The sequence below is a fragment of the Saccharopolyspora shandongensis genome (assembly GCF_900106995.1).
GTDB lineage: Bacteria > Actinomycetota > Actinomycetes > Mycobacteriales > Pseudonocardiaceae > Saccharopolyspora > Saccharopolyspora shandongensis.
This window is the reverse complement of sequence record NZ_FNOK01000001.1, coordinates 213,438-238,480: the sequence shown is the minus strand read 5'-3', so window position 1 is coordinate 238,480 and position 25,043 is coordinate 213,438. Positions and strand designations below refer to the sequence as shown.

The window sequence follows — 25,043 nt, the reverse complement described above, 5'->3', positions numbered from 1 at the left end:
CGATCGGGTAACGGTTCGGTACCTGTGGGTGACGCCGCTCGGAGACAACCTTCGGTTAACCATTGACGAACAGCGCCTGAAGGTGGTTCCTTCTTCTCACTCGCCACGAAGGAGGGGTCGCCGTGGGCAGACGATTCGCCGTGCTCTGGACTGCGCTGCTGGTCGCTTTGTTGGTGCCGATGCCGGCAACCGCGCAGCAGGACGGCGCGCGTCAGGAGGGCGCGACGCTGCGGATCGGGCTGCAGCAGCAGATCGACTCGCTGAACCCCTTCCTGGGGTACACGTTGGCCTCCACCGACATCTTCCGCTCCATCTACCCGACGCTGACCACCTACAGCCCGGACGACTTCTCGGTGATGCCGGAGCTCGCCGAGAGCTGGGAGCCCTCGCCGGACAAGCTCACCTGGACCTTCCGGATCCGGTCCGGCGTCAAGTGGTCCGACGGGCAGCCGGTGACCGCCCGCGACGCGGCCTACACGTTCAACCGGATGATGACCGATCCGGCCGCGAGCACCGCCAACGGCAACTTCGTGGAGAACTTCGAGACCGTCACCGCCCCGGACGACACCACGCTGGTCGTCCGCACCAAGACGCCGCAGGCCACGATGCTGGCGATCGACGCGCCGATCGTGCCCGAGCACGTGTGGTCGAAGGTCGCCGACGTCGCGGGCTTCGCCAACGACCAGATGCCGGTGGTCGGCAGCGGGCCGTTCACGCTCACGGGTTACCGCGCGGAGCAGGACGTCACGCTGACCGCCAACCCCGATTTCTGGCGCGGCGCGCCGAAGGTCGCGGGGCTGCAGTTCATCCAGTTCAAGAACAGCGACGCCGCGGTGCAGGCGCTGCGCAAGGGCGACGTCGACGTCGTCCAGAAGCTCACCCCGGCGCAGTTCGACGCGCTGGCGGGAGAGGCCGACATCGAGCAGGTCAAGGGCCAGGGGCGGCGGTTCTTCGAGCTGTTGCTCAACCCGGGCGCGACCAACAGCGAGAACGAGGCGATCGGCAGCGGTCACCCGGCGCTGAAGGACGTGCGGGTGCGGCAGGCCATCGACCAGGCGATCGACCGGAAGGTCCTGGTGGACCGGGTGCTCGGCGGCTACGGCCAGGAGGGCGGCGGGTACCTGCCGCCGATCTTCTCCGACTACCAGTGGACGCCGCCGCAGCCGCGGACCTTTGACCCGGCCGCCGCCAACCGCAAGCTCGACGAGGCGGGTTACGCCCGCGGCGCGGACGGCATCCGCCGCACCCCGCAGGGCGAGCCGCTGGAGTTCGACCTCGTGCTGCACGGATCCCGGTCGGAGGACACCCAGGTCGGCGAGTTCGTCAAGCGGTGGCTGGCCGATCTCGGCATCAACGTCGAGCTCCAGCCGGTGTCGGACAACCAGCTCAACGACCGGACCACCAGCGCCGAGTACGACATGGTGATCAGCGGCTGGTCGGCCAACCCGGACCCGGACTACGTGCTGCGGCTGCAGACCTGCGCGTCCCGGCCGACGCCCAGCGGCGGCGGGAACCCGGACTCGTACCTGTGCGACCAGCAGTACGACGAACTGTACAACCGGCAGCTCGGCGAGTTCGACAAGGACAAGCGCGTCGACCTGGTCCAGCAGGCGCAGGCCCGGTTCTACGACCAGGCCGCCGGGCTGGTCCTGTGGTACCAGAACTCGCTGGAGGCCTACCGGGCCGACCGCTACAGCGGGTTCACCCTGCAGCCGAAGACCGATGGCGTGATCGTGGCGCAGCAGGGCTACTGGGGCTACTACGGCGCCCAGCCCACGGACAAGGCGCTGAGCGGCTCGGGCACCGACTACACCGGCGTCGCCTGGGTGCTCGGCGGGGTCGTGGTGCTGGTCGGCGTCGTCGTGGCGCTGGTGGTGGTCCGCCGCCGGGCGACCGCCGACACCCGGGAGTGAACCGTGTCCCAAGCACTCGCGACAGTCGCAGAACCGGCGCCGCCCACCGGCGGCGGTCGCCGGGCGGTCCGCTACGTGGCGGGCAAGCTGGGCGGTGGCCTGGTGAGCCTGTTCCTGGTGGCGGTGCTGGGCTTCTTCCTGTTCCGGGTGATGCCCGGCGACCCGGTGCGCACCATGACCCACGGCGCGCCGGTCACCGAGCAGCAGATCGCCGTGCTGCGCGAGCGGTTCGGCCTGGACCAGCCGCTGTGGAAGCAGTTCCTGGACTTCCTCGGCAACCTGCTGCGCGGTGACCTCGGCACCTCCTACACCTACAGCCGCCCGGTGGGCGAGCTGATCCTCGACCGCATCGGTCCGACCGTGCTGCTGGTGGGCACGGCGACCCTGATCGCCGTGCTGCTGGGGCTGTGGATGGGCTCGCGCGCGGCGTGGCAGCACGGCGGCGCCTTCGACAAGACCTCGACGTCGATCGCGCTGACGCTGTGGTCGGTGCCGACGTTCTGGCTCGGGTTGATCGTGCTGATGGCCTTCGGCGTCGGCGTCGGGCCGATCCCGGGCATGTTCCCGGTCGGCGGGATCTCCTCGCCGGACACGCCGCCGGAACTGCTGCCGCAGGTCCTCGACGTCGCCCACCACCTGGTGCTGCCCGCGCTGACGATGGTCGCGGTGATCTACGCCGAGTACCTGATGGTGATGCGCTCGTCGCTGCTGGAGGAGATGGGCGAGGACTACCTGACCACCGCGCGGGCCAAGGGGCTGCGCGAGGACATGGTGCGGCGGCGGCACGCGGTGCCCAACGCGCTGCTGCCCACCGTCACGCTGATCTTTCTGCGGCTCGGTCTGGTGGTCGGGGGCGCGATCACGGTGGAGACGGTGTTCTCCTGGCCTGGTCTCGGGTTGCTCACCTACGAGGCGCTGCGGGTGCCGGACCTTCCGTTGCTGCAAGGCATTTTCATCGTGCTTGCGGGGAGCGTGGTGGTGATGAACGTGCTGGCCGATGTGCTCTACCGGGTGCTCGATCCGAGGGTGCGGGAATCATGACGGCCACCGCAGGGCAGATCGTCCGGGCCCGCCGCCGGGCTAGGGCGGCCGAGGCGTGGCGCGTCTTCCGCGCGGACCGGGCCGGTTTGGCGGGCCTCGTGGTGCTGGTCGTGGTCGGCCTGCTGGCGCTGTTCGCACCGCTGCTCACCGACGCCGGCGGCTTGGACGTCACGCGGGCGCCGGGCCGCCCGCTGCAGGCGCCGAGCGGCGAATTCTGGCTCGGCACCGACGAATCCGGGCGTTCGGTGCTGCTGCTGACCTGGTGGGGCGCGCGGGTGTCGCTGGTCGTCGGCCTGTCGGCGGCCGTGCTGTCGGTGCTGATCGGCACCGTGGTGGGGGTGCTCGCCGCGCACTTCGGCGGCTGGACCTCCCGGGTGCTGCTGCGCTTCACCGACTTCTTCCTGGTCCTGCCGTCGCTGGTGCTGGCCATCGCGCTGTCCACGGTGCTCGCCCGCGGGCTGTGGACGATCGTGCTGGCCATCGGGGTGACGGCGTGGCCGCCGACGGCGCGGATGGTGCGCGCGCAGACGCTGACGATCGAGGCCCGCCCCTACATCGAGCGGGCCCGGGCGCTGGGCGCGGGGCACGGCCACGTCATCGGCCGCCACGTGCTGCCCGCCGTGCTGCCGCTGGTGTTCGCCAACACGACGCTGTCGGTGGCCAGCGCGATCATCGCCGAGTCGACGCTGTCGTTCCTGGGCCTGGGCGATCCGAGCATGGTTTCGTGGGGCTCGATGCTGAAGTCCGCGATGGACACCGGCGCGGTCACCGGCGGCGCGTGGTGGTACCTGCTGCCGCCGGGCCTGGGAATCGTGGTGGTGGTGCTGGGCTTCACGCTCTGCGGCCGGGCGTTGGAGGCCGTGTTCAATCCGAGGCTGCGGGGGCGCCGGTGACTCCGATTCTGCAATTCCGGGACGTGTCGGTGACCTACCGGGGCGCTCAGGAGACCTCGCCGGGAACAGCTGCCGTGTGCGGCGTCAGCCTGAGCCTCGGCGAGGGCGAAACCCTCGGCCTGGCGGGGGAATCCGGCTGCGGCAAGACGACGCTGGCGATGTCCGTGCTGCGGCTGCTGCCGAGTTCGGCGCGCATCGACGGTGAGGTCCTGCTGGACGGGCAGGACGTGCGCGAGATGACGTTCGGGCAGCTGCGCGCGGTGCGCTGGGCGAGCGCGTCGGTGGTGTTCCAGGGCGCCATGCACGCGTTGAACCCGGTGCGCACCATCGGCGAGCAGATCGCCGAGCCGATCAAGCTGCACGGCCGGGCGAACGGCGACCTGCGCATGCGGGTCGCGGAGCTGCTCGCGCAGGTGGAGCTGCCCGCGGAGCGGGCCGACGCCTATCCGCACGAGCTCTCCGGCGGGCAGAAGCAGCGGGTGATGATCGCGATGGCGCTGGCCTGCGAGCCGCGCCTGGTCATCGCCGACGAGCCGACCACGGCGCTGGACGTGGTGGTGCAGGCCCAGATCCTGGACCTGATGGGCCGGCTGGTCGCCGAGCGCGGCATCGCGCTGTTGATGATCAGCCACGACCTGTCGGTGCTGTCGGTCAGCTGCGAGCGGCTGGCGGTGATGTACCAGGGGCAGGTCGTCGAGCACGGCCCGTCGGGGCAGGTCATGACCGAGCCGCAGCACGCCCACAGCCAGGCGTTGGCGAGCGCCTTCCCGACCGTCGGCGACCCGCGGTTCCGGCTCACCGAAGGGGCGCCGAGCGGGCCCGCGCTGCTGTCGGCGGAGGCGGTGTCGGTCGACTTCACCAGCCGCTCCGGGCAGACCGTGCGCGCGGTGCGCGGGGTGGACCTGGCGGTGGGCGAGAATGAGATCGTCGCGCTGGTCGGCCAGTCCGGCTCCGGCAAGACGACGCTGGCCCGGACGATGCTGGGGCTGCAGCAGCCGACCGGCGGTGCGGTGCGCTTCGACGGCGTGCCGCTGCCGACCGGCAGCGCGGGGCTGCGCGAGTACCGCAAGCAGGTGCAGCTGGTGCTGCAGGACCCGACCGGCGCGCTCAACCCCCGGCACACGGTTTACGAAGCGGTGGCGGAAGGTCTGCGGATCCACGGCATCGCCGACGACGAGCGCGGTCGGGTCACGGCGGCGCTGGAGGCGGCGGAGCTGCGGCCGGCGGAGAAGTTCTTCGGCCGCCTGCCGCAGGAGCTCTCGGGCGGCCAGCGGCAGCGCGTGGTGATCGCGGGCGCGCTGGTGCTGGAACCGCGGGTGCTGATCGCGGACGAGCCGGTGGCGTCGCTGGACGCGACGGTGCGCGGCGAGATCCTGGCGCTGTTGCTGCGCCTGCGGGTCGAACGCGACCTGTCGACGCTGGTGATCACCCACGACCTCGGCCTGGCCTGGAACATCGCGGACCGGGTGGCGGTGATGTACCAGGGCGACCTGGTGGAGGTCGGCCCGGTGGAGCAGGTCCTGCTCGATCCCAAGCACGACTACACGAAGGCGCTCCTGGCCGCCGTGCCGTCCGTGGAGCGCCGCGTGGCGTAGCCGTCAGTCCAGGCTGTCGACGACTGCGGGGCGGCCCGGGCGGTCGACCCGGATCACGTAGTCCGCGAGGCGTTCCGGGGCGACTTCTCCGGTGTAGCGCCCGAATGCGGGCAGCGTCCAGCGGTCCGGTTCCGGGGTTCGCCGCTGGAGGGCGGCTTCCGGGAGCCAGAGGTGGATCGCCAGGTCGAAGTCCAGGCCCGCGCCGAGCAGCAGTGGTCCGTCCACAATGGCCACTCCGCGCGGCGGGAGGGCGATGCGGGCGAGGCGCGGCGAGCGGTCCGCCTCGGCGTCCCAGAAGGCCGGTAGCACCTGGCCGTTTCCGCCCGCGGACAGCGGGGCCAGCACCTCGCGGGTCAGGGCCTTCAGGTCGAACCAGCTCTCGTAGAACGAGTCCGGGTCTTGGTGGCCGTGCTCCAGCCGCAGCGAGGCCGGGCGCAGGTAGTCCGCGGTGCGCACCCGGACCACCTCGCGCCCCAGTGCCCGCAGCGGTTCCACCAGTGCGTCGGCGAATTCGCCGGTGCCGGCGGCGGGGGCGCCGTCCACCGCCACCCGCGCCCAGCGCCCCTGCAGGGCGTCGATGCGTTCCACCACCTCCGCCGCCAGCAGATCGGGGGAGATGGGGCGGACGCGCATGGGCCCGAAGGTATCAAGCCGCCTTCAGGAACTCCCGCAGGTGCGTCAGCACCGCTTCCGGGCGTTCCTCGGGCAGGAAGTGGCCGCATTCCGGGATTTCGGCGCTGGTGAGGTCCTCGGCGTAGTCGAGCCAGATCTCGCGCATCGGCAGCCGGGCGGGCAGGCCGGCCGAGCCCCACAGCGCCAGCACCGGCATGGTCAGCTTCCGGCCCGCCGCCGCGTCGACGTCGTCGTGCTCGCTGTCGTGCGGGAACGACGCCCGGTAGTCGTCGAAACCGGCGCGCAGCGCGCCGGGCGCGGAGAAGGCGCGCACGTACTCGTCGATGGCCGCCGCGTCCAGGCCGTGCCGGTTGACCGTCCAGCGCTCGAAGAAGTACCCGAGGTAGCCCGCGACGTCGGCGCCGGCCAGCCGTTCCGGCAGGTCCGGCTGCATGTGGAACAGCCAGTGCCAGTAGGCCATGGCGGATTCGGCGTTCAGCCGCCGCCACATCTCGCGGGTCGGCACGACGTCCAGCAGCGCCAGCCGGTCGACCTGCGCCGGGCGGTCCAGGCCCCAGCGGTGCGCCACCCGCGCGCCCCGGTCGTGGCCGACGACGCTGACCGACTCGAAGCCCAGCGATTCGGCCAGCGCGGCCACGTCGGACGCCATCGTGCGCTTGTCGTAGCCGGTGCGGGGCTTGTCGGTCCGGCCGTAGCCGCGCAGGTCCGGCGCGATCACGGTGTGAGTGCGGGCCAGCTCCGGGATCAGCTTCCGCCAGCAGTGGCTGGTCTGCGGCCAGCCGTGCAGCAGCACCAGGCCCGGGCCGCTGCCCGCCCGCGTGTAGTGCACGCGCAAACCGTTGATCAGGGCGACTTCTTCGGTCGGCATCCGGAAAACTCCAATTCTAACCGTCTTGGAGGGTTAGAACATAGAATGCCATATCGACGGCCGGCGGAGGAGACGAGAATGGGTGATTGGACCTGGGACGGCGGTCGTCCCAGCCTCGATCTGGTCAACACGCTGCGCGACCGCTACTGCGGAGGTCGCGAACTGCTCGTGACGCCGGATCGGCTGGCCGAATGGCTGCGCGAAGCCGGGCTCCGCGCCGACGCCGAGGCTGGGGATGTGCACGTTGAGTTCGCGCGCGAGCTGCGCGAGGCGATCGACCGGGCGCTGCAGGCGCGGGCCCGGGGGCTCGGCATCGTGGAGTCCGATGTGGACCTGATCAACGAGGCCGCCCGCGCGGAGAACCGCGCCGCGGCTCAGCTGCTGGTGCGCCCGGACGGGTCGGTGGAGGCCCGGCGACCGCCGCCGGACGACCCGGTGCGGGCCGCGCTGGCGACGGTCGCGGTCGACGCGATCGACCTGCTCGCCACCGAGCCGTTCCCGCGCGTCGCCGTCTGCGCCTTCCACCTCTGCGGGATCCGGTTCGTCGACGTTTCCCCGGCGCGGAACCGGCAGTGGTGCTCGATGGCGCGGTGCGGCAACCGCGCGAAGGCCCGCCAGCACTACGCGCGGAAGAAGGCGAACTAGAGAGACAGTTTCCAAACTCGTTCTGCGTAGCGGTGCGGGTGGCGGCCCCCCTGCGGGAGTTACAGACGCCGCCTGGTCTGTGGGAGCCCCGGCTTACGTATGTCCAATACGCGGCGTCGGGGCTGTCCTCGCCAGGCGGTGTCTGAGAACCCGCGGCGGTGCGAGTTGCGTAGGTGGGCTAAGCGGCTGCGCCGCTTCAAAGACAAGTGGCCGCGAACTAGAGCAGCGCCGGCTGCAGGATCGAGAGGCGCTGCGCGTCGGTGTCGAGTTCCGCGGCCACGCCGAGCGGGATGGTGCGCTGGGCCGTGCAGTGGCCGAAGCCCAGCTCCCACAGGATCGGCACGCCCAGGCCGCCCAGGCGGTCCGACATCACCGCGCGCACCTGCTCCAGCGGCCCGCACTCCGTCCAGGAACCGAGCGCGATCCCGGCGGCGTGGTCGAACCAGCCCGCGCGCAGCAGCTGCGTGACGAACCGGTCCAGCTGGTACGGGTCCTCCGTGACGTCTTCGAGCATGGCGATGCCGCGCTCCGGCGGCGTCGGTGCGTCCGGTGCGCCGAAGGAACCCGCGACGATGCTCAGGTTTCCGCCGTAGGTGATGCCCCGCGCCCGCCCGGGCACGAGCGCGTCCGCGGTGGAGCGCGTCAGGATGGTGACGGACTCGGGCTGGAACAGCGTGCGGCGCAGGTGCTCCCGCGCGGCCGCGTCTTCCGTGAACGCCTTCGTCGCGGCCATCGGCCCGAACACCGTGACCAGGCCGAGCTGGGTGGCGAACGCGTCGTGCAGGGCCGTGATGTCGCTGGAGCCGGTGAACACCTTCGGCCCGGCCGCGGCCATCTCGGTCCAGTCCAGGAGGTCGAGGATCCGCATGCTGCCGTAGCCGCCGCGCACGCAGAACACCGCGCCGACGTCCGGATCGCACCACGCCTCCTGCAGGTCGGCGGCGCGGTCGGCGTCGGTGCCCGCGAGGTAGTCCAGGCGCGGGTGGCGATCCCGGACGTGCTTGCCGACCCTGGTGTTGAGGCCCCAGGAGCGCAGTTGCTCCAGCCCGGTTTCGAGCAGGTCCTCCGGCACCGGTCCGGCGGGCGCGACGAGCGCCACGGTGTCCCCGCTGCGCAGCCGGCGCGGGCGACGTAGTTCGCGCATGGTCATGACTGGTCCGCCTCTCCGCGATCCACAGTGGTGGTCGCGTCCAGCCCAATCTCCCGTTGCGTGGTTTCTTGTGGCTGGCTTGCGTCACGGTCCCCTGGGGTGCGGTTGAGGAGGACTGAGGTTGAGACAGGGCTACTCATGCCTGCTCCATCCCGCGATCTTGACCACCGCCCGTGAGAGTATCCGCACCAGGCGTGACGCGCCGGAGTTCGCCGATGGCGAACAACGCTGAAACAGGTGGTCGACGGGCCTGTTCAGCGAGTAAACCGGCGGATGACCCGGCGGCAGCCGGGCCGGTTCGAAACGGTGATGAAGGAAACGGGGGCCAGCCGCGCACGCGTGGCGCGCGGTGGCCTAGGGTCGGAGGAGTCATGGCTCGTGTCATCCACGTCTTCCGTCAACCCGACCGATTCGTCGCCGGAACGGTCGGGGAACCCGGCGATCGCACCTTCTACCTGCAGGCGTCCGAGGACGTCCGCACGGTCAGCGTGCAGCTCGAGAAGCAGCAGGTGTCGGTGCTGGCCGAACGCATCGGCGCGCTGCTGGAGGAAGTGCAGCGCCGGTTCAACACCGACCTGCCCAGCCAGATCCCCGACGACCTCGTCGACACCGACCCGCTCGCGGTGCCGGTCGACGAGGAGTTCCGGGTCGGCACCATGGGGCTGGGCTGGGACGCCGAAACCGAGGCGGTGGTCGTCGAGCTCCTCGCGGTCACCGAGGAGGAGATCGACGAGTCGGTGGTGCTCGACGACACCGAGGAAGGGCCCGACGCGCTGCGGGTGTTCCTCAGCCCCGCGCACGCGCGGGCGTTCGCCGAGCGCGCCGAGCGCGTCATCAACGCGGGCCGCAAGCCGTGCCCGCTGTGCGCCGAACCGCTGGACCCCGCCGGGCACATCTGCCCGCGGCAGAACGGCTACCGCCGCTCGGAAGAGGTCTGACGGTCGTGCGCGCGGGCGATCCCGCGGTCGCGGAGCTGCTCCGGCACGGCAGGCTGGACGTGCAGGGGCGGCTGGTGGAGGCGTCCAACGCGACGCTGTTCTGCGGGATCGAGTCCGACGGTGTGTCCGCCGAGTGCGTCTACAAGCCGGTGCGCGGCGAGCGGCCGTTATGGGACTTCCCGGACGGCACGCTGGCCGGCCGCGAGGTCGCGTCCTACCTGCTGTCCGAGGCCACCGGCTGGGGGCTGATCCCGCCGACGATGCTGCGCGACGGCCCGTTCGGGCCGGGCATGGTGCAGCTGTGGGTGGACACCGAGGAGGACTCGCAGCTGGTCGACATCGTCGCCCCCGGTGAGGTGCCGGACGGCTGGCTGGCGGTGCTGCGCGCCCAGGACCACCGCGGCGACCCGGTCGTGCTCGCGCACGCCGACCACGAGCAGCTGCGACTGCTGGCGGTGCTCGACATCGTGATCAACAACGCCGACCGCAAGGGCGGGCACATCCTGCACGCCCCGGACGGCCGGGTGCTCGGCGTCGACCACGGCGTGAGCCTCAACACCGACGACAAGCTGCGCACCGTGCTGTGGGGCTGGATCGGGCAGCCGCTGCCGGACGACGTCGTCGACCGGCTGGGCGAGCTGCGCGCCCTGATGGACGGCGGATTGGCCGCTGAGCTGGCCGAACACGTCACGCCGAAGGAAGTCCAGGCGGTCAACGCGCGCATCGAGCGGCTGCTGGCGGACGCCATGTTCCCCGCGCCGTCCGGGGAATGGCCTGCCATCCCCTGGCCCGCGTTCTGACGCTGCGGGTGCGGACCCGCGGCCGCGCAGGGCAATCTGGTCGGGTGCGACCCGAGTACCAGCAGCCGATGATCCAGTCCTCCTACGCGGACCGCCTCCACGAGCCGCTGCCCAGCTTCCGAGACGTGATGCGGCTGATGTGGACCGGCGGGTTCCGCGGCCGGGTGGAGGACGCCGACCGGATTCCGGTGCTGCGCACCGGACTGCCGCCGGTGACGGCGCGGGACACCTCGGTCACCTGGGTCGGGCACGCGACGTACGTGGTGCGGATGGCCGGGGCGACGGTGCTGACCGACCCGGTGTGGTCGTCCCGGATCCCCGGCGTGCCGCGACGGCTCACGCCGCCGGGCGTCGCCTTCGGCGAGCTGCCGCCCGTCGACGCGGTCGTGATCAGCCACAACCACTACGACCACCTGGACGCGCCCACCGTGCAGCGGCTGCCCCGCGCCACACCGGTGCTGGTGCCCGCGGGGCTGGGCCGCTGGTTCCGGCGCCGCGGCTTCACCGAGGTCGTCGAGCTGGACTGGTGGCAGTCGGCGGAGGTCGCCGGGCTGACGTTCGACTTCGCGCCCGCGCGGCACTGGAGCCGCCGCGGCCCGCGGGACACCTGCCGCAGCCTGTGGGGCAGCTGGGTGATCACCGGGCCGGAGCACCGGGTCTACCACGCCGGGGACAGCGGCTACGGGCCGCACTTCGCCGAGATCGCGCAGCGCTACCCGGGCATTGACGTGGCGATGGTGCCGATCGGCGCGTACGACCCGCGCTGGTTCATGAAGCCGGTGCACATGGACCCGGAGGAGGCTGTGCAGGCGGTGGCCGACCTGGGCGCGGAGCACGCGGCGACCATGCACTGGGGAACATTCGTGCTGACCCGCGAGCCGGTCACGGAGCCGCTGATCCGGATCCGCAAGGCCTGGCGCGACGCGGGCCGCGACCCGGAGCAGCTGTGGGACCTGGCGGTCGGCGAATCCCGGGTGCTCGGCGCGTGAGGGCGATTTCGCGCGAAATCGCCGCACTCCACACCTTCTAGTCCACCAGCGCCTGGTAGACGAGTTGGTGCAGCTGGGAGCGGATGGGGTGGGTGCTCGACGGCATCAGCTGGGTCAGGAACAGCACCGTCAGGTCCTCCGCCGGGTCCACCCAGAACGCCGTGCTGGCCAGGCCGCCCCAGGAGAACTCGCCAGGGGAGCTGATCACCTTCGCCGCCATCGGGTCGTCGATCACCGCGAAGCCCAGCCCGAAGCCCTTGCCCGCGTTGGCCACCTCCGAGAACGCGCCGAGCGCCAGGGTTTCCAGGTCCGCGCCGCCGGGCAGGTGGTTGCGGGTCATGTACTGCACCGTGCGGCTGCCGAGCAGGCGGACCCCGTCGAGTTCGCCCTCGCGCAGCAGCATCTGCGTGAACCGGTGGTAGTCGTGCGCCGAGGAGAACAGCCCGCCGCCGCCGGAGAGGGCCTTGGGCAGCTCGAACGCCGCCGCGCCCAGCTCCGCCTGCTTCGGGTGCGGCCGGGCCTTGCCCTGCGGGTCGGCGACGTAGAGGGTGGCGAGCCGGTCGGCGTCGGCGCGGTCCACCGCGAAGCCGGTGTCGGTCATGCCCAGCGGCTCGAAGATGCGGGTGCGGAAGAACTCGTCCAGCGTCTGCCCGGACGCCACCTCCACGATCCGGCCCAGCACGTCGGTGGCCACCGAGTAGTTCCAGGCCGTGCCGGGGTCGAACAGCAGCGGCATGCTCGCCCACTCGTCGCAGCAGCCCGCCAGGTCGAGGTCGTCGGCCATGCCGTACTCGAAGCCGGCGCGGCGGTAGAGCTCGTCGACCGGGTTCAGGTAGTGGAAGGCGTAGGTGAGGCCGGCGGTGTGGGTCAGCAGGTGCCAGATCCGCATGTCCTCGCCCGCCGGGCGGGTCTGCGGGGCGCGGGCGGTGCCGCCGCTGTAGACGCGCAGGTCGGCGAACGACGGGATGAAGTCGCTGACCGGGTCGGTGAGCTCGAAGGCGCCCTCCTCGTGCAGCATCATGATCGCCACCGAGGTGACCGGTTTGGTCATGGAGTAGATCCGGAACAGGGTGTCGGTCCGCACCGGGGCGCCGGCGGCGACGTCGCGCATGCCGTGCGTCGACAGGTGCGCGATCTTGCCCTGCCGGGACACCAGCGCCAGCCAGCCCGGCAGCTTGCCCGCCTCGACGTACTTGGCGAAGTGCTGGTCGATTCGGTTCAGCCGGGTGGCGTCGAACCCGGCCTCGGCGGGGTCCACCTCGATCTCCAGGGCCACTTGATCCTCCTGCGCGTGCCGTCGCGGGTTACCTGGTTTTTCTACTCTCACGCAACCGCATGCGAAATCCTTTCTGCTATGGCAGCGCGTGTCGGTGCGTGCCGGTAGCGTCGAGGGGGTGACGACCCCGACTTCACCCGAAGGCCTGCCCCGCACGGCGGGGGAGCTGCGGTCCAGTGGCCACGCACCGCGCAGCGTCAAGGCGGAGCTGCGCGCCAACCTGCTGACCGCGCTGCGCTCCGGCCGCTCGCTGTGGCCCGGCATCGTCGGTTTCGACCAGACCGTGCTGCCGCAGCTGGAGCGTGCCCTGATCGCCGGGCACGACGTCGTGCTGCTCGGGGAGCGCGGGCAGGGCAAGACGCGGCTGCTGCGCAGCCTCACCGAACTGCTGGACGAGTGGACGCCGGTCATCGAGGGTTCGGAGCTCGGCGAGCACCCGCTGCAGCCGATCACCCCGGCCTCCCGCCGCCGCGCCGCCGAACTCGGCGACGACCTGCCGGTGGCCTGGCGGCACCGCAGCGAGCGGTACGTGGAGAAGCTGGCGACCCCGGACACGTCGGTCGGCGACCTGGTCGGCGACGTGGACCCGGTGAAGGTCGCCGAGGGCCGCTCGCTGGGCGACCCGGAGACGATCCACTTCGGACTGGTGCCCCGCGCGCACCGCGGCATCGTCACCGTCAACGAGCTGCCCGACCTGGCCGAGCGGATCCAGGTGGCGCTGCTGAACGTGATGGAGGAGCGGGACATCCAGATCCGCGGCTACAGCCTGCGGCTGCCGCTGGACGTGCTGCTGGTCGCCACCGCCAACCCGGAGGACTACACCAACCGCGGCCGGATCATCACGCCGCTGAAGGACCGCTTCGGCGCGGAGATCCGCACCCACTACCCGCTGGACGTCGACGACGAGATCTCGCTGGTGCGCCAGGAGGCGGACCTGCCCGCGGAGGTCGGCGACCACCTGCTGGAGGTGCTCGCGCGCTTCGTCGGCCACCTGCGCGAGTCCAACGCCGTCGACCAGCGCTCCGGCGTGTCGGCCCGGTTCGCCATCGCCGCCGCCGAGACGGTCTCGGCCGCCGCGCTGCACCGCTCCGCGGTGACCGGCGAGCACCCGGCGGTGGCGCGGCCGGTCGACCTGGCGGCGGTGCCCGCCGTGCTGCGCGGCAAGATCGAGTTCGAGGCCGGCGAGGAGGGCCGCGAAGACGAGCTGCTCGGCTACCTGCTGCGCCGCTCGGTGGCCGACACCGCCCGCGGCCTGTTCGCCGGGCTGGACCTGCAGTCGCTGGCCCGGGCCGTCGTCGACGGCCACCCGGTGGCCACCGGCGAGCGCGTCGCCGGGCACGACGTGCTCACGGCCCTGCCGGAACTGCCGGTGCTGCACCAGGTCGCGGAGCGGCTCGGCGTGCGCGCCGGGGACCCGCCGGGGCGGATCGCCAGCGCCGTCGAGCTCGCGCTGGAGTCGCTGTACCTGGCGAAGCGGCTCGGCAAGGACGCCGAGGACGACCGGTCGGTGTACAGCTGATGAGCCGCCGGTTCCGGTACGACGCGTGGCACGGCGGGTCGGATCCCCTGGCCCCGCCGGTGGATCTGCGCGCCGCGCTGGACCAGATCGGCCGCGACGTCATGGAAGGCGCATCGCCGCGCTCCGCGCTGGAGGAGATGCTGCGCACCGGAACCCGCGACACCGCAGGGCTCGACGAGCTGACCCGGCGGTTGTGGCAGCGGCGCAGCGAGCTGCAGCGGCGGCACCGGCTGGACGGGACGCTCTCCGAGGTTCGGCGGCTGCTGGACCGCGCGCTGCAGCAGGAGCGGCTCTCGCTCGCGGCCGACACCGGTGAGGACGCGCGGTTCCGCGAGCTTCAGCTCGACGCGCTGCCGCCGGACGTCGCCGGTCAGGTCGCCGAGCTGGCGAACTACGACTGGCGTTCGCCGGACGCGCGGGAGACCTTCGAGGAGATCCAGCAGATGCTGGGCACCGAGTTCCTCGAACAGCGCTTCCAAGGCATGAAGCAGGCGATGCAGCACGTGACGCCCGAGGACGTCGAGCGGGTGCGGCAGATGCTCGACGACCTGTCGGCGCTGCTGGCCGCGCACGCCCGCGGCGACGCCGACGTCCAGCAGAAGTTCGAGCAGTTCATGGCTCAGCACGGCGAGTTCTTCCCGGAGAACCCGCGCAACGTCGACGAGCTCGTCGACGCGCTGGCGGCCCGCTCGGCCGCCGCGCAGCGGCTGCTGAACTCCATGAGCGAGCAGCAGCGCGCGGAGCTGATGTCGTTGTCGCAGCAGGCCTTCGGCGATCCGCGGATCGCGCAGGCGTTGCAGCGGCTCGATCAGCAGCTGCAGGGGCTGCGGCCGGGCGAGGACTGGGCGGGCCAGGCGCGGTTCCGCGGCGACCAGCCGATGGGCCTGGCCGAGGCGACGGCGGCGATGGCCGAGCTCGGCGAGCTGGACCGGCTGGCGGAGCAGCTGGGGCAGTCATATCCGGGCGCGAGCCTGGAGGACATCGACCTGGAGGCGCTGGAGCGGCAGCTCGGGCCGCAGGCGGTCGTCGACGCGCAGCGGCTTTCGGAGATCGAGCAGCAGTTGCGGCAGCAGGGCCTGTTGCAGCGGGCACCCGATGGCAGCCTCCGGCTGTCGCCGAGAGCGATGCGGCGGCTCGGGGAGACCGCGCTGCGGTCGGTGATCTCGCAGCTGCGGTCGCGGCGCGGCGAGCGCGACACCGATCGCGCGGGCGCGGCGGGGGAGCTGACCGGCACCACGCGGCCGTGGAGCTACGGCGACGCGGAGCCGTGGGACGCCGTGCGCACGGTGCGCAACGCGGTGCTGCGGCGCGCGGGTGAGGGCCCGGATTCGGCGCTGCTGGACATCTCGGACCTGGAAGTGGCGGAGACCGAGCAGCGTTCGCGCGCTGCGGTGGTGCTGTGCGTGGACACGTCGTGGTCGATGGTGCAGGACGGCCGCTGGGTGCCGATGAAGCGCACCGCGCTCGCGCTGCACCACCTGGTCGCGACCCGGTTCCGGTCGGACGCGCTGCAGCTGGTCACCTTCGGTCGCTACGCGTCCACTGTGGATGTGGGTGAACTCGCGTCGCTGGAAGGGGTTTGGGAGCAGGGCACGAACCTGCACCACGCCCTGCTGCTCGCGGGCCGCCACCTGCGCCGCCACCCGGACGCCCAGCCCGTGGTGCTCGTCGTGACCGACGGCGAACCGACCGCCCACCTCGAACCCGACGGCGAAGCGGTGTTCCAGTACCCGCCGACGCCGCACACCCTCGGCGTGACGCTGTCCGAAGTGGACGCGCTGCACCGGTTGGGCACCACGTTGAGCGTCTTCATGCTCGGCGAGGACCCGCGCCTGAAGGCGTTCGTGGACATCGTCGCCCGCCGCGGCGGCGGCCGGGTTCTGTCGCCCACCGCGGACGGCCTCGGCGCGGCGGTCGTCGGCGACTACCTCCAGACCAAGCGCCACCGATGAACGAAGATCCGCTCCGCGCGCTGGCTTCGCTGCGAGCAACCCGGTGGTTCACCGGCGAAGACGTCGACGACGCCGCGTTGCGCCGGATCCTGGACGCGGCGCGGTGGACCGGTTCGGCACGCAACAGGCAGCCCTGGCGGTTCCACACCGTCCGCGACGCCGCCACGCGGGAAGAGCTGAGCCGCTGCGGCGCCTACGCGGTGCACCTGCGGTCCGCGCCCGTGGTGGTGCTGCTGGCGCTCGATCACGGCTGGGCCGACTCGGAGTTCGACGGCGGCCGGGTCGCGCAGAACATCATGCTCGCCGCGCACCTGCTCGGGCTGGGGTCGTGCCCGGTGACGTTCTTCCCCGCGGAGAACGCCGAACGCGTCACGGCCATCGCCGGGTGCTCGCCGCCCTGGCAGGTGCGCACCGGCATCGCGCTGGGGCATCCCGCGCCTCCGCCGCCGGGAACCTCGGCGATCCCCACCGGCCGCCACCCGCTCGACGTCCTCTGGACCTCGGACTAGCGCCGCCGCTGCCGGGCCAGGTTTTCCGATTTTGCCTAAAATTGGGAGCTCCACGCGTACCGGAAGGGCTCCAATTTTAGGCAAAATCGGGCGTCTCAGACCGGGTGCGTTCAGCCGTTGACCACGATGTCGGCGAGCGGCACCGCGGATCCCCTGGCGTGCTCGGCGTCGAATGCCTCGTCGCCCAAGGCTTTCCGGGCGGCGGACTCGATCCGCTCGACGTCCAGGCGTTCCGCGGGCGGGAGCGGCGTGCGGACGGAGTCGCGCGCTGCCGCGGCCGCACCGAGGAGGCGGGCCGCCCGCGCCGCGTGGCCAGCCAGGGCTTCGGTGCCTGCCAGGCCCTCCAAGGTCAGGGCGATCGCCCGGGGGTCGGTGCCGCGGCGGGCGATCCGGTAGGCCGACAGGTGCAGTTCGCGGGCCTTGTCCGGATTTCCGCGCTGTTCGGCGGCGAAGCCGAGTTCGGCCAGGATCAGGGAGTTCCCCGGCTCGAACTCCACGCGGCGGTGCCATTCGAGCACCCTGCGCAGGTGCCGCTCCGCCTCGTCGAACCGGCCCTCGCGGCGCGCGCCCAGCGCCAGGCCCGTTTCCGCGTACATCTCCGCCGGGGTGAAGCCGCGCTCGGCGGCCACGCGCATCGCGCGGGTGTGCAGCTCACGCGCCCGCGCGTAGTCGTGCCTGAGCAGCGCGACCCGGCCCAGCCAGGACGTTTGGTACGCCACCTCCGCCCACAGGCCCAGGGCTTCCGCGCCGCGCAGGGCTTCGGTGTGGTGGCGTTCGGCGCTTGCGTAGTTGCCGGTGATCCCCGCGACCGTGCCGAGCCCGTACGAGGCCTGCGCCAGGCCCCAGACGTCGCCCAGTTCCTGGAAGAGCTCGGCGCTGCACTCGGCGTCCCGCCGCGCTGAGGCCATGTCGCCGCGCGTCAACCGGTGAGTCGTCCGGTCGCTGAGCGCGACGCCGAGGCCCCAGCGGTCGTCCAGCTCCTGGAACTCCGCCACCAGCTCGTCGACGTCCCGCTCGGTGCTGGAGAGGTCGGCGACGGTGGTCTTCGCGTGGATGAGGAACCAGCGGGCGCGGGCGCGGTCCGTGCGATCGGTGATGGTCCGCCACGCGTCGACTTCCTCGACGGGTTCCCCGGTCAGCAGCCCGATCCCGGCGTACCAGGCCGCCGCCTTCGCCCGCGTTTCCCCGCTGCCGCCCGCTGCGAGGGCCGCGGCCAGCGAGCGCTTGGCCTCGCTGAGCCTGCCGCGCAGGAACCAGTACCAGAACAACGCGTTGACCAGTCGCAATGCCGCGTCGGGCGAGTGCTGGACGGCGTCCTCCAGCGTCGACCGCAGGTTCACCGCCTCCGCGTCGAGCCACTCCAGCCACTGCCGCTGCTCGCGACCGCGCAGCCTCGGGTCGGCTTGCTCGGCCAGCGCCAGGTAGTGCTCGCCGTGCCGCCGGCGGAGGGTTTCGTGCTCTCGGGCCTCCTCCAGCCGCTCCAGGCAGTACGCCGCGACCGATTCCAGCAGGCGGTACCGGCGGCCTCCGGCGGGCGTCTCCGTCGCGACGACCAGCGACCGGTCCACCAGCCGCGACAGCAGGTCCAGCACCTCGGTGGGGCGGACGCCGTCGCCGGAGCACACCGCCTCGGCACTGTCCAAAGTGCACCCACCGCGGTGGATCGCCAGGCGGCGCAACACGGTGCGCTCGGCGGTCGGCAGCAGCTGCCAGCTCCAGTCGATCACGTCGTGCAGCGTCCGCTGCCGCTGCGGGGCGTCGCGCGGCCCGGAGGTGAGCAGCCCGAAGCGATCGTCCAATCTGGACTCAAGGGTCTTGGCGCCGAGCACGCGCACCCGGGTCGCGGCCAGCTCCAGCGCGAGCGGGATGCCGTCCAGCCGGCGGCAGATCGCGGCGACCGATTCGGCGTTGTCGGCATCGACGTCGAAGCCGGGCGACGTCGCGGCGGCGCGGGCGGTGAACAGCCGCACCGCGCCCGATGCCCGCACGTCGTCGAGCCCGGAACCGGGCGGCGGAACGTCCAGCGGCGGCACCGGGAGCAGCGTCTCGCCCGAGATGCCGAGCGCTTCCCGGCTCGTGGCGAGGATCCGCAACCCGGGCAGCGTCCGCAGCAGGCGCGCGGCCATCCCGGCGGCGCCGATGATCAGGTGCTCGCAGTTGTCGAGGACGAGCAGGATCTCCTTGCCGCGCAACGCATCGACGAGCGGATCGGCCGGTGCGACGGGCGCTGCTCCGGTTTCCTGCACGCCCAGCTCCGCCAGCACGGCGTGCTCCAGCGAGCACGTCGCGTCCCCGTCGGCCCGGATGCCGGCCAGCTCGACGAGCCGCACGCCGTCGCGGAACGCCGCGCTGCGGGCCGATTCGATGGCCAGCCGCGTCTTGCCCACCCCGCCGGGCCCGGTCAGCGTCACCAGCCGCGACGCGCTCAGCAACGCCTTGACCTGTGCGAACTCCCGGTCCCGGCCGACCAGGTCGGTGACCGGCACCGGCAGGTCATGCACCGGCGCGGTGGGTGCGGCGAGGGCGGCGTCCTGCGTCAGGACGGCCTGCTGCAGCTCGGCCAGCTCCAGGCTCGGGTCGACGCCCAGCTCGTCGGCCAGCCGCTCCCGCAGGTCCGCCAGGCTCGCGAGCGCCTCGCCCTGGCGCCCGGCGCGGTACAGCGCCCGCACGTGCACCGCGCGCAGCCGCTCGCGCAGCGGATGCGCGCTCACCAGCTCGCCGAGCTCGCCCGCGAGCGCGGCGTGTTCGCCCAGCTCCAGCCGGGTTTCGGCAAATTCCTCTTGCGCGGCGAGGCGTTCTTCGGCCAGCCGCTGGATGGGGGCCTGCGCGAACGGCTCGTCGGCGAACTCGGCGAACGCGCAACCCCGCCACAGCGCCAGCGCGTCGGCCAGCAGCGTCCGGCGGGCCGCCGGATCGGCGGCTTGGCGGGCCTGCGCGACGAGGCGGCGGAAGCGGTGCACGTCCACCGCGTCGGGCTCGACGTCCAGTGCGTACCCGGGGGAGCGGTAGGTCACCAGGCCCCTGCCGATGGCCTTGCGCAGCTGGGAGACCTTCGTCTGCAGCGTGTTCGTCGGGTTGCCGGGCGGCTCGACGCCCCACAGGTCGTCGATCAGCCGGTCCGCCGACACCGGCCCGTCGTGCGCGAGCAGCGCCGCGAGCAGGGCACGGACCTTCGCCTCCGGTACCGCGACGGCCTCGCCGTCGGCGGTCCGCACCTCCAGCGGGCCCAGTACTCCGAAACGCACGTCCGCAACGTTAGTCCGCGCCCGTGACACCACCCCCAGCCGATCGTGCGCGGTTCGTGCGCGGCCTCCAGCAGGGTCGATGTCGACGAAGGGGAGTGAGATGACCGACCAGAAAGCAGTCAGCGTCCTCGGGCTCGGCGACATGGGCGCGGCGCTGGCCGAAGCGCTGCTCGCCGCGGGGCACCAGGTGACCGTCTGGAACCGCACCGCGGCCAAGGCCGATCCGCTGGTGGCGAAGGGCGCCGCCCGCGCGGGCACGGCCGCCGACGCGATCCTCGCGAGCCGGCTGGTGGTCGTGTGCCTGCTGGACTACGACTCGGTCAGCCAGGTGCTGGCCCCGCACACCGACGTGCTGGCCGGGCGGACGCTGGTCAACCTGACCAACGGCACCCCGGGGCAGGCCCGCGAGATGGCGACCTGGGCGGCCGACCACGGCGCCGACTACCTCGACGGCGGCATCATGGCCGTCCCGCCGATGATCGCCACCCCGGCGGCGTTCGTGCTCTACAGCGGGCCGAGCGGAACCTTCGACGCCGGGCGGCCGGTGCTGGACGCCTTCGGCGAGAGCATCTACCTCGGCGACGACCCGGGCTCCGCCGCGCTGCACGACCTCGCCCTGCTCAGCGGCATGTACGGGATGATCGGCGGCGCCCTGCACGCCTTCGCCCTGGTGAATTCGGCGGGCGTGTCGACGCGCGAGTTCGCGCCGCTGCTGAGCCGGTGGCTGCAGGGCATGAGCGGGTGGCCGGTCGGCGCGGCCGCGCAGATCGATTCGGGCGACTACGGCAAGGACGTCGTGTCCAACCTCGGCATGCAGGAAGCCGCGTACGTCAACCACTTCACGGCCGCCGACGAGGCGGGCATCAGCGCCGAACTCCTCGCGCCGCTGCACGCCCTGATGCAGCGCCGCGTCGCCGACGGTCACGCCCACGAAGACCTCACCGGCGTCATCGAACTCCTCAAGAAGTGACGATCCCGGCTCATCGACGGGATCCGCGAACCCGCGTGAATCCCGCGCAACATCCCAACGAAATCCCTTTGGAGCACAACATGAATCAGCACGTCACCCTGGTCGGTCTGGGGCCGATGGGGCAGGCGATGGTCGGGGCCCTGCTCGACGGCGGGCACCCGGTGACGGTGTGGAACCGGACCGCGAGCCGCGCGGACGACGTGGTCGCGCGCGGTGCCGTGCTCGCCGCCACCCCCGCCGAGGCGGTTGGGGCCAGCGACGTCGTGATCCTGAGCCTCACCGACTACCAGGCGATGTACGACATCCTGGGCCAGGTCGAAGACCTGGGCGGCAAGGTGATCGTCAACCTCAGCTCGGACACCCCGGACAAGACCCGCGAGGCCGCGAAGTGGGCCGAGCAGCGCGGCGCCCGATTCCTCACCGGCGGCGTCATGGTGCCCGCCCCGGTGGTCGGCACCGAAGGGTCCTACGTGTACTACAGCGGGCCGAAGGACGTCTACGACGCGCACGAGAAGACATTGGCGCGCATCGGGGAAACCCACTACATGGGCGAGGATCCCGGCCTGGCGCAGCTGTTCTACCAGGCCAACCTGGACGTCTTCCTGACCGCGCTGTCGGCCTTCATGCACGGCGCTGCGCTGCTCGGCTCGGCGGGCGTGCCGGCGAAGGAGTTCGCGCCGTGGGCGGTGAAGGTGCTCCAGCTCGCCGCCCACTTCCTGCCGGAATCCGCCGAGCAGGTCGACAGCGGCGAGCACCCCGGCCTCCTGAGCACAGCCAAGATGATGGGCGCGACCGCCGACCACATCCTGGCCGCCAGCGAGGCCGCGGGCATCGACCTCGAACTGCCGCGCGCGATCAAGGCGCACTACGACCGGGCCATCGCCGCCGGCAAGGGCGGCGACAACTGGACCCGACTCATCGACGGCATCCGGAATCCCCAGTAGCGGCAACGCGAAAGGCCGGTGGTCGCGCCCACCGGCCTTTCGCCCGCGGTGGTTTCAGGGGGTGAAGAAGTTGGCCACCACGGCCTGGTTCTCCGACACCCACTTCCGCGCCGCGTCGTCCTCCTTGCCCTTCTCGGCGCTGTTGATCGCGTTCTCCAGCGACGCCAGCTGCGCGTCGTCCAGCTTGAACTTCTTGACCATCTCGGTGACCTCGGGGAAGTCCCGGCTGAAGTTCTGGCGGCCAATCGCGTGGATCTGCTCCGCCTTGCCCATCGCGCCCAGCGGGTCCTGCAGGTCCTTGATCGGGTACCGGGCGTAGGCCCAGTGCGGGTGCCACAGCGTGACCACGATCGGCTTCTGGTCCTTGGTGGCCTTCTCCAGGGACGCCAGCATCGCCGTCGTCGACGAGGTCTGCAGGGTGAATTCGCCGCCGAGGCCGTAGGCCGGGATCGCGCTGTCCTTGGTGATGCGGGTCAGTCCGGCGCCCGGGTCGATGCCGGTGATCACGTCGCCGAACTCCGGGCCGCGGCCCTTGAGGTCGGCGATCGAGTTGACGTCGGTCATGTACTTGGGCACCGCGATGTTCAGCGTCGCCTGGTCGTACCAGACGTTGAGGTCCTCCAGCTGCGGGCCGTACTGCTTCCAGTAGTCGGCGTGCGTCTGCGGCAGCCAGCCGTCCATGAACAGGTCGATGTTGCCCTGCGCGAGCCCGGCGTACATCGGCCCGGCCTCCAGCTCCTGGGTGTTGACCTTGTAGCCCTTCTGCTCCAGGAGAACCTTGTAGAGGTGGGTGACGGCGATGTCCTCGTCCCACGCGATGAAACCGATGTTGATCGCTTTCGCCTGCTGGCCGGTCTGCGCTTCGCGGCCCCCGCACCCCGCGGCGACCAGAATCAGGGCGGCCAGCGCGGCGAGGAGAGCGAACAGCTTTCGGGATCTTCTTCCGGTCGACATTCGTGCCCTGCCTTTCTGCGACAACTGCGCCGGAGACGGGGCCGCCTCACATTGCCTTGGCCGCCGCCCGGTGCTCCGCCCGCGCCACCGGCGAGCGGTCCGACAGCACCGCGGTGATCCGGTCCAGGTAGACCGCGAGGATCACCACCGACAGGCCGGCCTCGAAGCCCAGGCTCAGCTGGACCCGGGTGACCGCCTGGTAGATGTCGGTGCCCAGGCCCTGGGCGCCGACCATGCCCGCGATGACCACCATCGACAGCGACAGCATGATCACCTGGTTGATGCCCGCCATGATCGACGGCATCGCGAGCGGCAGCTGGATGCCGGTGAGGATCTTGCGCTCCGGCGCGCCGAACGCCTCCCCGGCCTCGACGACCTCCTTGTCCACCTGCCGGATGCCCAGCTCGGTGAGCCGGACGCCCGGCGGCAGCGCGAACACCACGGTCGCCAACACGCCCGGCGTCGTCCCGATGTTGAAGAACAGGATGGCCGGGATCAGGTAGACGAAGGCGGGCATGGTCTGCATCAGGTCCAGCACCGGCCGCACGACCATGCTGACCCGCGAGTTGCGCGCCGCGAGGATGCCGACCGGGATGCCGATCAGCACCGCGATGACGCTGGCCACCAGCACCAGCGACAGGGTCTGCATCGCGGCGGTGAACTCGCGCATGCTCGAGATCAGGCCGAAGCCGATCAGGCTGAACAGCGCGAACCGCCAGCTGCGCAGCCACAGCCCCAGCGCGCTGAACAGCACCACCATGACCAGCTCGGGCAGGAAGGTCAGCGCGTAGGTCAGGCCCGAGACAGCCGAGACCACCACCAGGATGATGAAGTCGAACACCGGGCCGATGTTGTTGTTCAGCCAGTCGACCAGGGCCGTGAACATGTCGCCGATGGGAATCCGCGGCAGCTCGAACTCGGCCGCGAGCCGGAGTGCCTCAGACATCGGACGCCTCCTCGATCGCGGGCGCGGCGCCGGGCACCCTGGCCTCGCGGCACAGGGCCTCGAACACCGCGGCCGGGGTGACCACGCCGATCACCCGCTGCTGCTCGTCGACCACCGGGACCGGTGCCGCGCGGGCGCTCATCCGCACGAACAGGTCCTTCATCGGGGTGTCGGCGGGCACCGGTTCCCCGTCGGGCGGCGCGGTGCCCGGCGGCTCGGCGATGGATGCCGCGGTGAGCACCCGGCTGCGGTCGACGTCCTTGACGAACGTGGCGACGTAGTCGTCCGCGGGCTCGTTGAGGATCTGCTCGGCGGTGCCGATCTGCACGATCCGGCCCGCCCGCATCATCGCGATGCGGTCGCCGAGCCGCATCGCCTCGTTCAGGTCGTGGGTGATGAAGATGATGGTCTTGGCGAGCTTGGCGTTGAGGTTGAGCAGCTGGTCCTGCATCTCCCGCTTGATCAGCGGGTCCAGCGCGCTGAACGCCTCGTCCATCAGCAGCACGTCGGTCTGCGCCGCCAGGGCGCGGGCGAGCCCGACGCGTTGCCGCATGCCGCCGGAGAGCTGCTGGGGGTAGCGGTCCTCCCAGCCCTCCAGCCCCACCATGTTCAGCGCCTCGCGCGCCTGTTCGGCGATCTCGGGCTTGCTCGCGCCCCGGATCTGCAGCCCGTAGCCGGCGTTGTCCAGCACGGTGCGGTGCGGGAACAGGGCGAAGTGCTGGAACACCATGCTCATCTTCTGCTGCCGCATCGCGCGCAACGCCGCGGCGGACATCCCGGTGATGTCCTCGTCGTCGACGAGGACGCTGCCCGAGGTGGGTGTGAGCAGCCCGTTGAGCATCCGGATCAGCGTCGACTTGCCGGAGCCGGACAGCCCCATGACGACGAAGGTCTCGCCCTCCTTGACGTCGAACGACGCGTCCACCACCGCGGCGGTGGCGCCCGCCGCGTTGAGCTCCTGCTGGTCGGCTCCCGCCTCCAGGCGGCGAACTAGCTCCGTCGGTTGCGGCCCGAAGATCTTGTAGAGCCGTTCCACGCGTACCGATGTCACCGATCGCCTCCACTGCTTCGCCGGTGCCGGGAGCTTCGCCCGGGCGCCGGGGGCCGCGTGAATCGCCGGATCCGGCCGATCAATTCAGGCGGGCCGCGGATTCGCGTTCGAGTCCTTTCGTGCGGGCATTGATCATACGTAGTGAGTTGGCCTTGTCCAGTCATTCGGGCGCGGACTTGATCGCGGTACGGGCGTTCTATTTAGAGTTCGCG

General features: G+C 71.7%; 21 protein-coding genes. 13 read left to right on the top strand and 8 right to left on the bottom strand.

The window, feature by feature from the left end:
* The first annotated feature begins 122 nt into the window (after positions 1 to 122).
* From BLW84_RS01130 to BLW84_RS01115, 4 genes are read left to right on the top strand one after another with little or no spacing between them, the layout of a single operon-like run.
* The gene (locus tag BLW84_RS01130) at positions 123 to 1,913 is read left to right on the top strand and encodes an ABC transporter substrate-binding protein (RefSeq protein WP_093260244.1); all 1,791 of its coding nucleotides are present in this window, start codon (positions 123 to 125) and stop codon (positions 1,911 to 1,913) included.
* A 3-nt stretch (positions 1,914 to 1,916) separates the two neighbouring features.
* Positions 1,917 to 2,954: an ABC transporter permease gene (locus BLW84_RS01125; RefSeq protein ID WP_093260242.1), complete on the top strand. Its 1,038-nt coding sequence runs from the start codon at positions 1,917 to 1,919 to the stop codon at positions 2,952 to 2,954.
* Positions 2,951 to 3,847, top strand: coding sequence for an ABC transporter permease (locus tag BLW84_RS01120; RefSeq protein ID WP_093260241.1), 897 nt, complete (start codon positions 2,951 to 2,953; stop codon positions 3,845 to 3,847). The genes BLW84_RS01125 and BLW84_RS01120 overlap by 4 nt, the downstream gene beginning before the upstream one ends.
* Positions 3,844 to 5,442 carry a dipeptide ABC transporter ATP-binding protein gene (locus tag BLW84_RS01115; protein ID WP_093260240.1) on the top strand — a complete coding sequence of 533 codons (1,599 nt, stop codon included), beginning with the start codon at positions 3,844 to 3,846 and terminating at the stop codon, positions 5,440 to 5,442. The genes BLW84_RS01120 and BLW84_RS01115 overlap by 4 nt, the downstream gene beginning before the upstream one ends.
* Positions 5,443 to 5,445: 3 nt before the next feature.
* Here BLW84_RS01115 and BLW84_RS01110 read toward each other — a convergent pair whose 3' ends face one another.
* Both BLW84_RS01110 and BLW84_RS01105 read right to left on the bottom strand, forming a co-directional pair.
* The gene (locus tag BLW84_RS01110; protein WP_093260239.1) at positions 5,446 to 6,075 is read right to left on the bottom strand and encodes a nucleoside/nucleotide kinase family protein; all 630 of its coding nucleotides are present in this window, start codon (positions 6,073 to 6,075) and stop codon (positions 5,446 to 5,448) included.
* A gap of 13 nt (positions 6,076 to 6,088) precedes the next feature.
* Positions 6,089 to 6,943, bottom strand: a complete 855-nt coding sequence (locus tag BLW84_RS01105; protein ID WP_093260238.1) for an alpha/beta fold hydrolase — start codon at positions 6,941 to 6,943, stop codon at positions 6,089 to 6,091.
* Between the two features lie 78 nt (positions 6,944 to 7,021).
* Here BLW84_RS01105 and BLW84_RS01100 point away from each other — a divergent pair, with 78 nt between their 5' ends.
* The gene (locus tag BLW84_RS01100) at positions 7,022 to 7,588 is read left to right on the top strand and encodes a CGNR zinc finger domain-containing protein (RefSeq protein ID WP_093260237.1); all 567 of its coding nucleotides are present in this window, start codon (positions 7,022 to 7,024) and stop codon (positions 7,586 to 7,588) included.
* Positions 7,589 to 7,805: 217 nt separating this feature from the next.
* Here BLW84_RS01100 and BLW84_RS01095 read toward each other — a convergent pair whose 3' ends face one another.
* The gene (locus BLW84_RS01095) at positions 7,806 to 8,738 is read right to left on the bottom strand and encodes a S66 peptidase family protein (RefSeq protein ID WP_093260236.1); all 933 of its coding nucleotides are present in this window, start codon (positions 8,736 to 8,738) and stop codon (positions 7,806 to 7,808) included.
* A 371-nt stretch (positions 8,739 to 9,109) separates the two neighbouring features.
* Between BLW84_RS01095 and BLW84_RS01090 the strand changes: the two genes are divergently transcribed.
* From BLW84_RS01090 to BLW84_RS01080, 3 genes are read left to right on the top strand one after another with little or no spacing between them, the layout of a single operon-like run.
* Positions 9,110 to 9,676, top strand: a complete 567-nt coding sequence (locus tag BLW84_RS01090; protein WP_093260234.1) for a DUF3090 domain-containing protein — start codon at positions 9,110 to 9,112, stop codon at positions 9,674 to 9,676.
* Positions 9,677 to 9,681: 5 nt separating this feature from the next.
* Positions 9,682 to 10,476, top strand: a complete 795-nt coding sequence (locus BLW84_RS01085; protein ID WP_093260232.1) for an SCO1664 family protein — start codon at positions 9,682 to 9,684, stop codon at positions 10,474 to 10,476.
* A 44-nt stretch (positions 10,477 to 10,520) separates the two neighbouring features.
* The gene (locus BLW84_RS01080; protein ID WP_245760852.1) at positions 10,521 to 11,465 is read left to right on the top strand and encodes an MBL fold metallo-hydrolase; all 945 of its coding nucleotides are present in this window, start codon (positions 10,521 to 10,523) and stop codon (positions 11,463 to 11,465) included.
* Positions 11,466 to 11,502: 37 nt separating this feature from the next.
* Here the strand turns inward: BLW84_RS01080 and BLW84_RS01075 are convergent, their stop codons facing one another.
* The gene (locus BLW84_RS01075; RefSeq protein ID WP_093260228.1) at positions 11,503 to 12,741 is read right to left on the bottom strand and encodes a serine hydrolase domain-containing protein; all 1,239 of its coding nucleotides are present in this window, start codon (positions 12,739 to 12,741) and stop codon (positions 11,503 to 11,505) included.
* A 118-nt stretch (positions 12,742 to 12,859) separates the two neighbouring features.
* Here BLW84_RS01075 and BLW84_RS01070 point away from each other — a divergent pair, with 118 nt between their 5' ends.
* The 3 genes from BLW84_RS01070 to BLW84_RS01060 are packed head-to-tail and all read left to right on the top strand — an operon-like array spanning position 12,860 to position 16,721.
* Positions 12,860 to 14,260, top strand: coding sequence for an ATP-binding protein (locus BLW84_RS01070; RefSeq protein WP_093260226.1), 1,401 nt, complete (start codon positions 12,860 to 12,862; stop codon positions 14,258 to 14,260).
* A complete protein-coding gene (locus tag BLW84_RS01065) occupies positions 14,260 to 16,212 on the top strand; it encodes a vWA domain-containing protein (RefSeq protein ID WP_093260224.1) in 1,953 nt (650 codons plus the stop codon). The genes BLW84_RS01070 and BLW84_RS01065 overlap by 1 nt, the downstream gene beginning before the upstream one ends.
* Positions 16,209 to 16,721, top strand: coding sequence for a nitroreductase family protein (locus tag BLW84_RS01060; protein WP_093260222.1), 513 nt, complete (start codon positions 16,209 to 16,211; stop codon positions 16,719 to 16,721). Before BLW84_RS01065 ends, BLW84_RS01060 begins: the two co-directional genes overlap by 4 nt.
* Before the next feature lie 110 nt (positions 16,722 to 16,831).
* On the opposite strand, the gene BLW84_RS01055 is transcribed toward BLW84_RS01060, so the two are convergent.
* A complete protein-coding gene (locus BLW84_RS01055; protein ID WP_093260220.1) occupies positions 16,832 to 19,966 on the bottom strand; it encodes an ATP-binding protein in 3,135 nt (1,044 codons plus the stop codon).
* A gap of 100 nt (positions 19,967 to 20,066) precedes the next feature.
* Between BLW84_RS01055 and BLW84_RS01050 the strand changes: the two genes are divergently transcribed.
* Both BLW84_RS01050 and BLW84_RS01045 read left to right on the top strand, forming a co-directional pair.
* Complete coding sequence (locus BLW84_RS01050) at positions 20,067 to 20,936, top strand: NAD(P)-dependent oxidoreductase (RefSeq protein ID WP_093260218.1); 870 nt, start codon at positions 20,067 to 20,069, stop codon at positions 20,934 to 20,936.
* Positions 20,937 to 21,016: 80 nt separating this feature from the next.
* Positions 21,017 to 21,880 (top strand): NAD(P)-dependent oxidoreductase, encoded by an 864-nt coding sequence (locus tag BLW84_RS01045; protein WP_093260515.1) that lies wholly within the window; start codon positions 21,017 to 21,019, stop codon positions 21,878 to 21,880.
* Positions 21,881 to 21,934: 54 nt separating this feature from the next.
* Here BLW84_RS01045 and BLW84_RS01040 read toward each other — a convergent pair whose 3' ends face one another.
* Genes BLW84_RS01040 through BLW84_RS01030 form a run of 3 tightly spaced genes read right to left on the bottom strand, consistent with a single transcriptional unit; the run spans position 21,935 to position 24,831 of the window.
* Positions 21,935 to 22,834, bottom strand: a complete 900-nt coding sequence (locus BLW84_RS01040) for a glycine betaine ABC transporter substrate-binding protein (RefSeq protein WP_093260216.1) — start codon at positions 22,832 to 22,834, stop codon at positions 21,935 to 21,937.
* A 46-nt stretch (positions 22,835 to 22,880) separates the two neighbouring features.
* Entirely contained in the window at positions 22,881 to 23,780 is a 900-nt protein-coding gene (locus tag BLW84_RS01035; RefSeq protein ID WP_093260214.1) for an ABC transporter permease, read from the bottom strand.
* Entirely contained in the window at positions 23,773 to 24,831 is a 1,059-nt protein-coding gene (locus BLW84_RS01030; protein ID WP_342743082.1) for a quaternary amine ABC transporter ATP-binding protein, read from the bottom strand. The genes BLW84_RS01035 and BLW84_RS01030 overlap by 8 nt, the downstream gene beginning before the upstream one ends.
* Positions 24,832 to 25,043: the final 212 nt, after the last annotated feature.

Excerpts from the sequence above, each read along its gene's own strand:
- BLW84_RS01110 (WP_093260239.1), bottom strand. The coding sequence starts at position 6,075 with ATGCGCGTCCGCCCCATCTCCCCCGATCTGCTGGCGGCGGAGGTGGTG.
- BLW84_RS01100 (WP_093260237.1), top strand. The coding sequence starts at position 7,022 with ATGGGTGATTGGACCTGGGACGGCGGTCGTCCCAGCCTCGATCTGGTC.
- BLW84_RS01040 (WP_093260216.1), bottom strand. The coding sequence starts at position 22,834 with ATGTCGACCGGAAGAAGATCCCGAAAGCTGTTCGCTCTCCTCGCCGCG.
- BLW84_RS01060 (WP_093260222.1), top strand. The coding sequence starts at position 16,209 with ATGAACGAAGATCCGCTCCGCGCGCTGGCTTCGCTGCGAGCAACCCGG.
- BLW84_RS01095 (WP_093260236.1), bottom strand. The coding sequence starts at position 8,738 with ATGACCATGCGCGAACTACGTCGCCCGCGCCGGCTGCGCAGCGGGGAC.
- BLW84_RS01065 (WP_093260224.1), top strand. The coding sequence starts at position 14,260 with ATGAGCCGCCGGTTCCGGTACGACGCGTGGCACGGCGGGTCGGATCCC.
- BLW84_RS01045 (WP_093260515.1), top strand. The coding sequence starts at position 21,017 with ATGAATCAGCACGTCACCCTGGTCGGTCTGGGGCCGATGGGGCAGGCG.
- BLW84_RS01120 (WP_093260241.1), top strand. The coding sequence starts at position 2,951 with ATGACGGCCACCGCAGGGCAGATCGTCCGGGCCCGCCGCCGGGCTAGG.
- BLW84_RS01105 (WP_093260238.1), bottom strand. The coding sequence starts at position 6,943 with ATGCCGACCGAAGAAGTCGCCCTGATCAACGGTTTGCGCGTGCACTAC.
- BLW84_RS01035 (WP_093260214.1), bottom strand. The coding sequence starts at position 23,780 with ATGTCTGAGGCACTCCGGCTCGCGGCCGAGTTCGAGCTGCCGCGGATT.
- BLW84_RS01050 (WP_093260218.1), top strand. The coding sequence starts at position 20,067 with ATGACCGACCAGAAAGCAGTCAGCGTCCTCGGGCTCGGCGACATGGGC.
- BLW84_RS01090 (WP_093260234.1), top strand. The coding sequence starts at position 9,110 with ATGGCTCGTGTCATCCACGTCTTCCGTCAACCCGACCGATTCGTCGCC.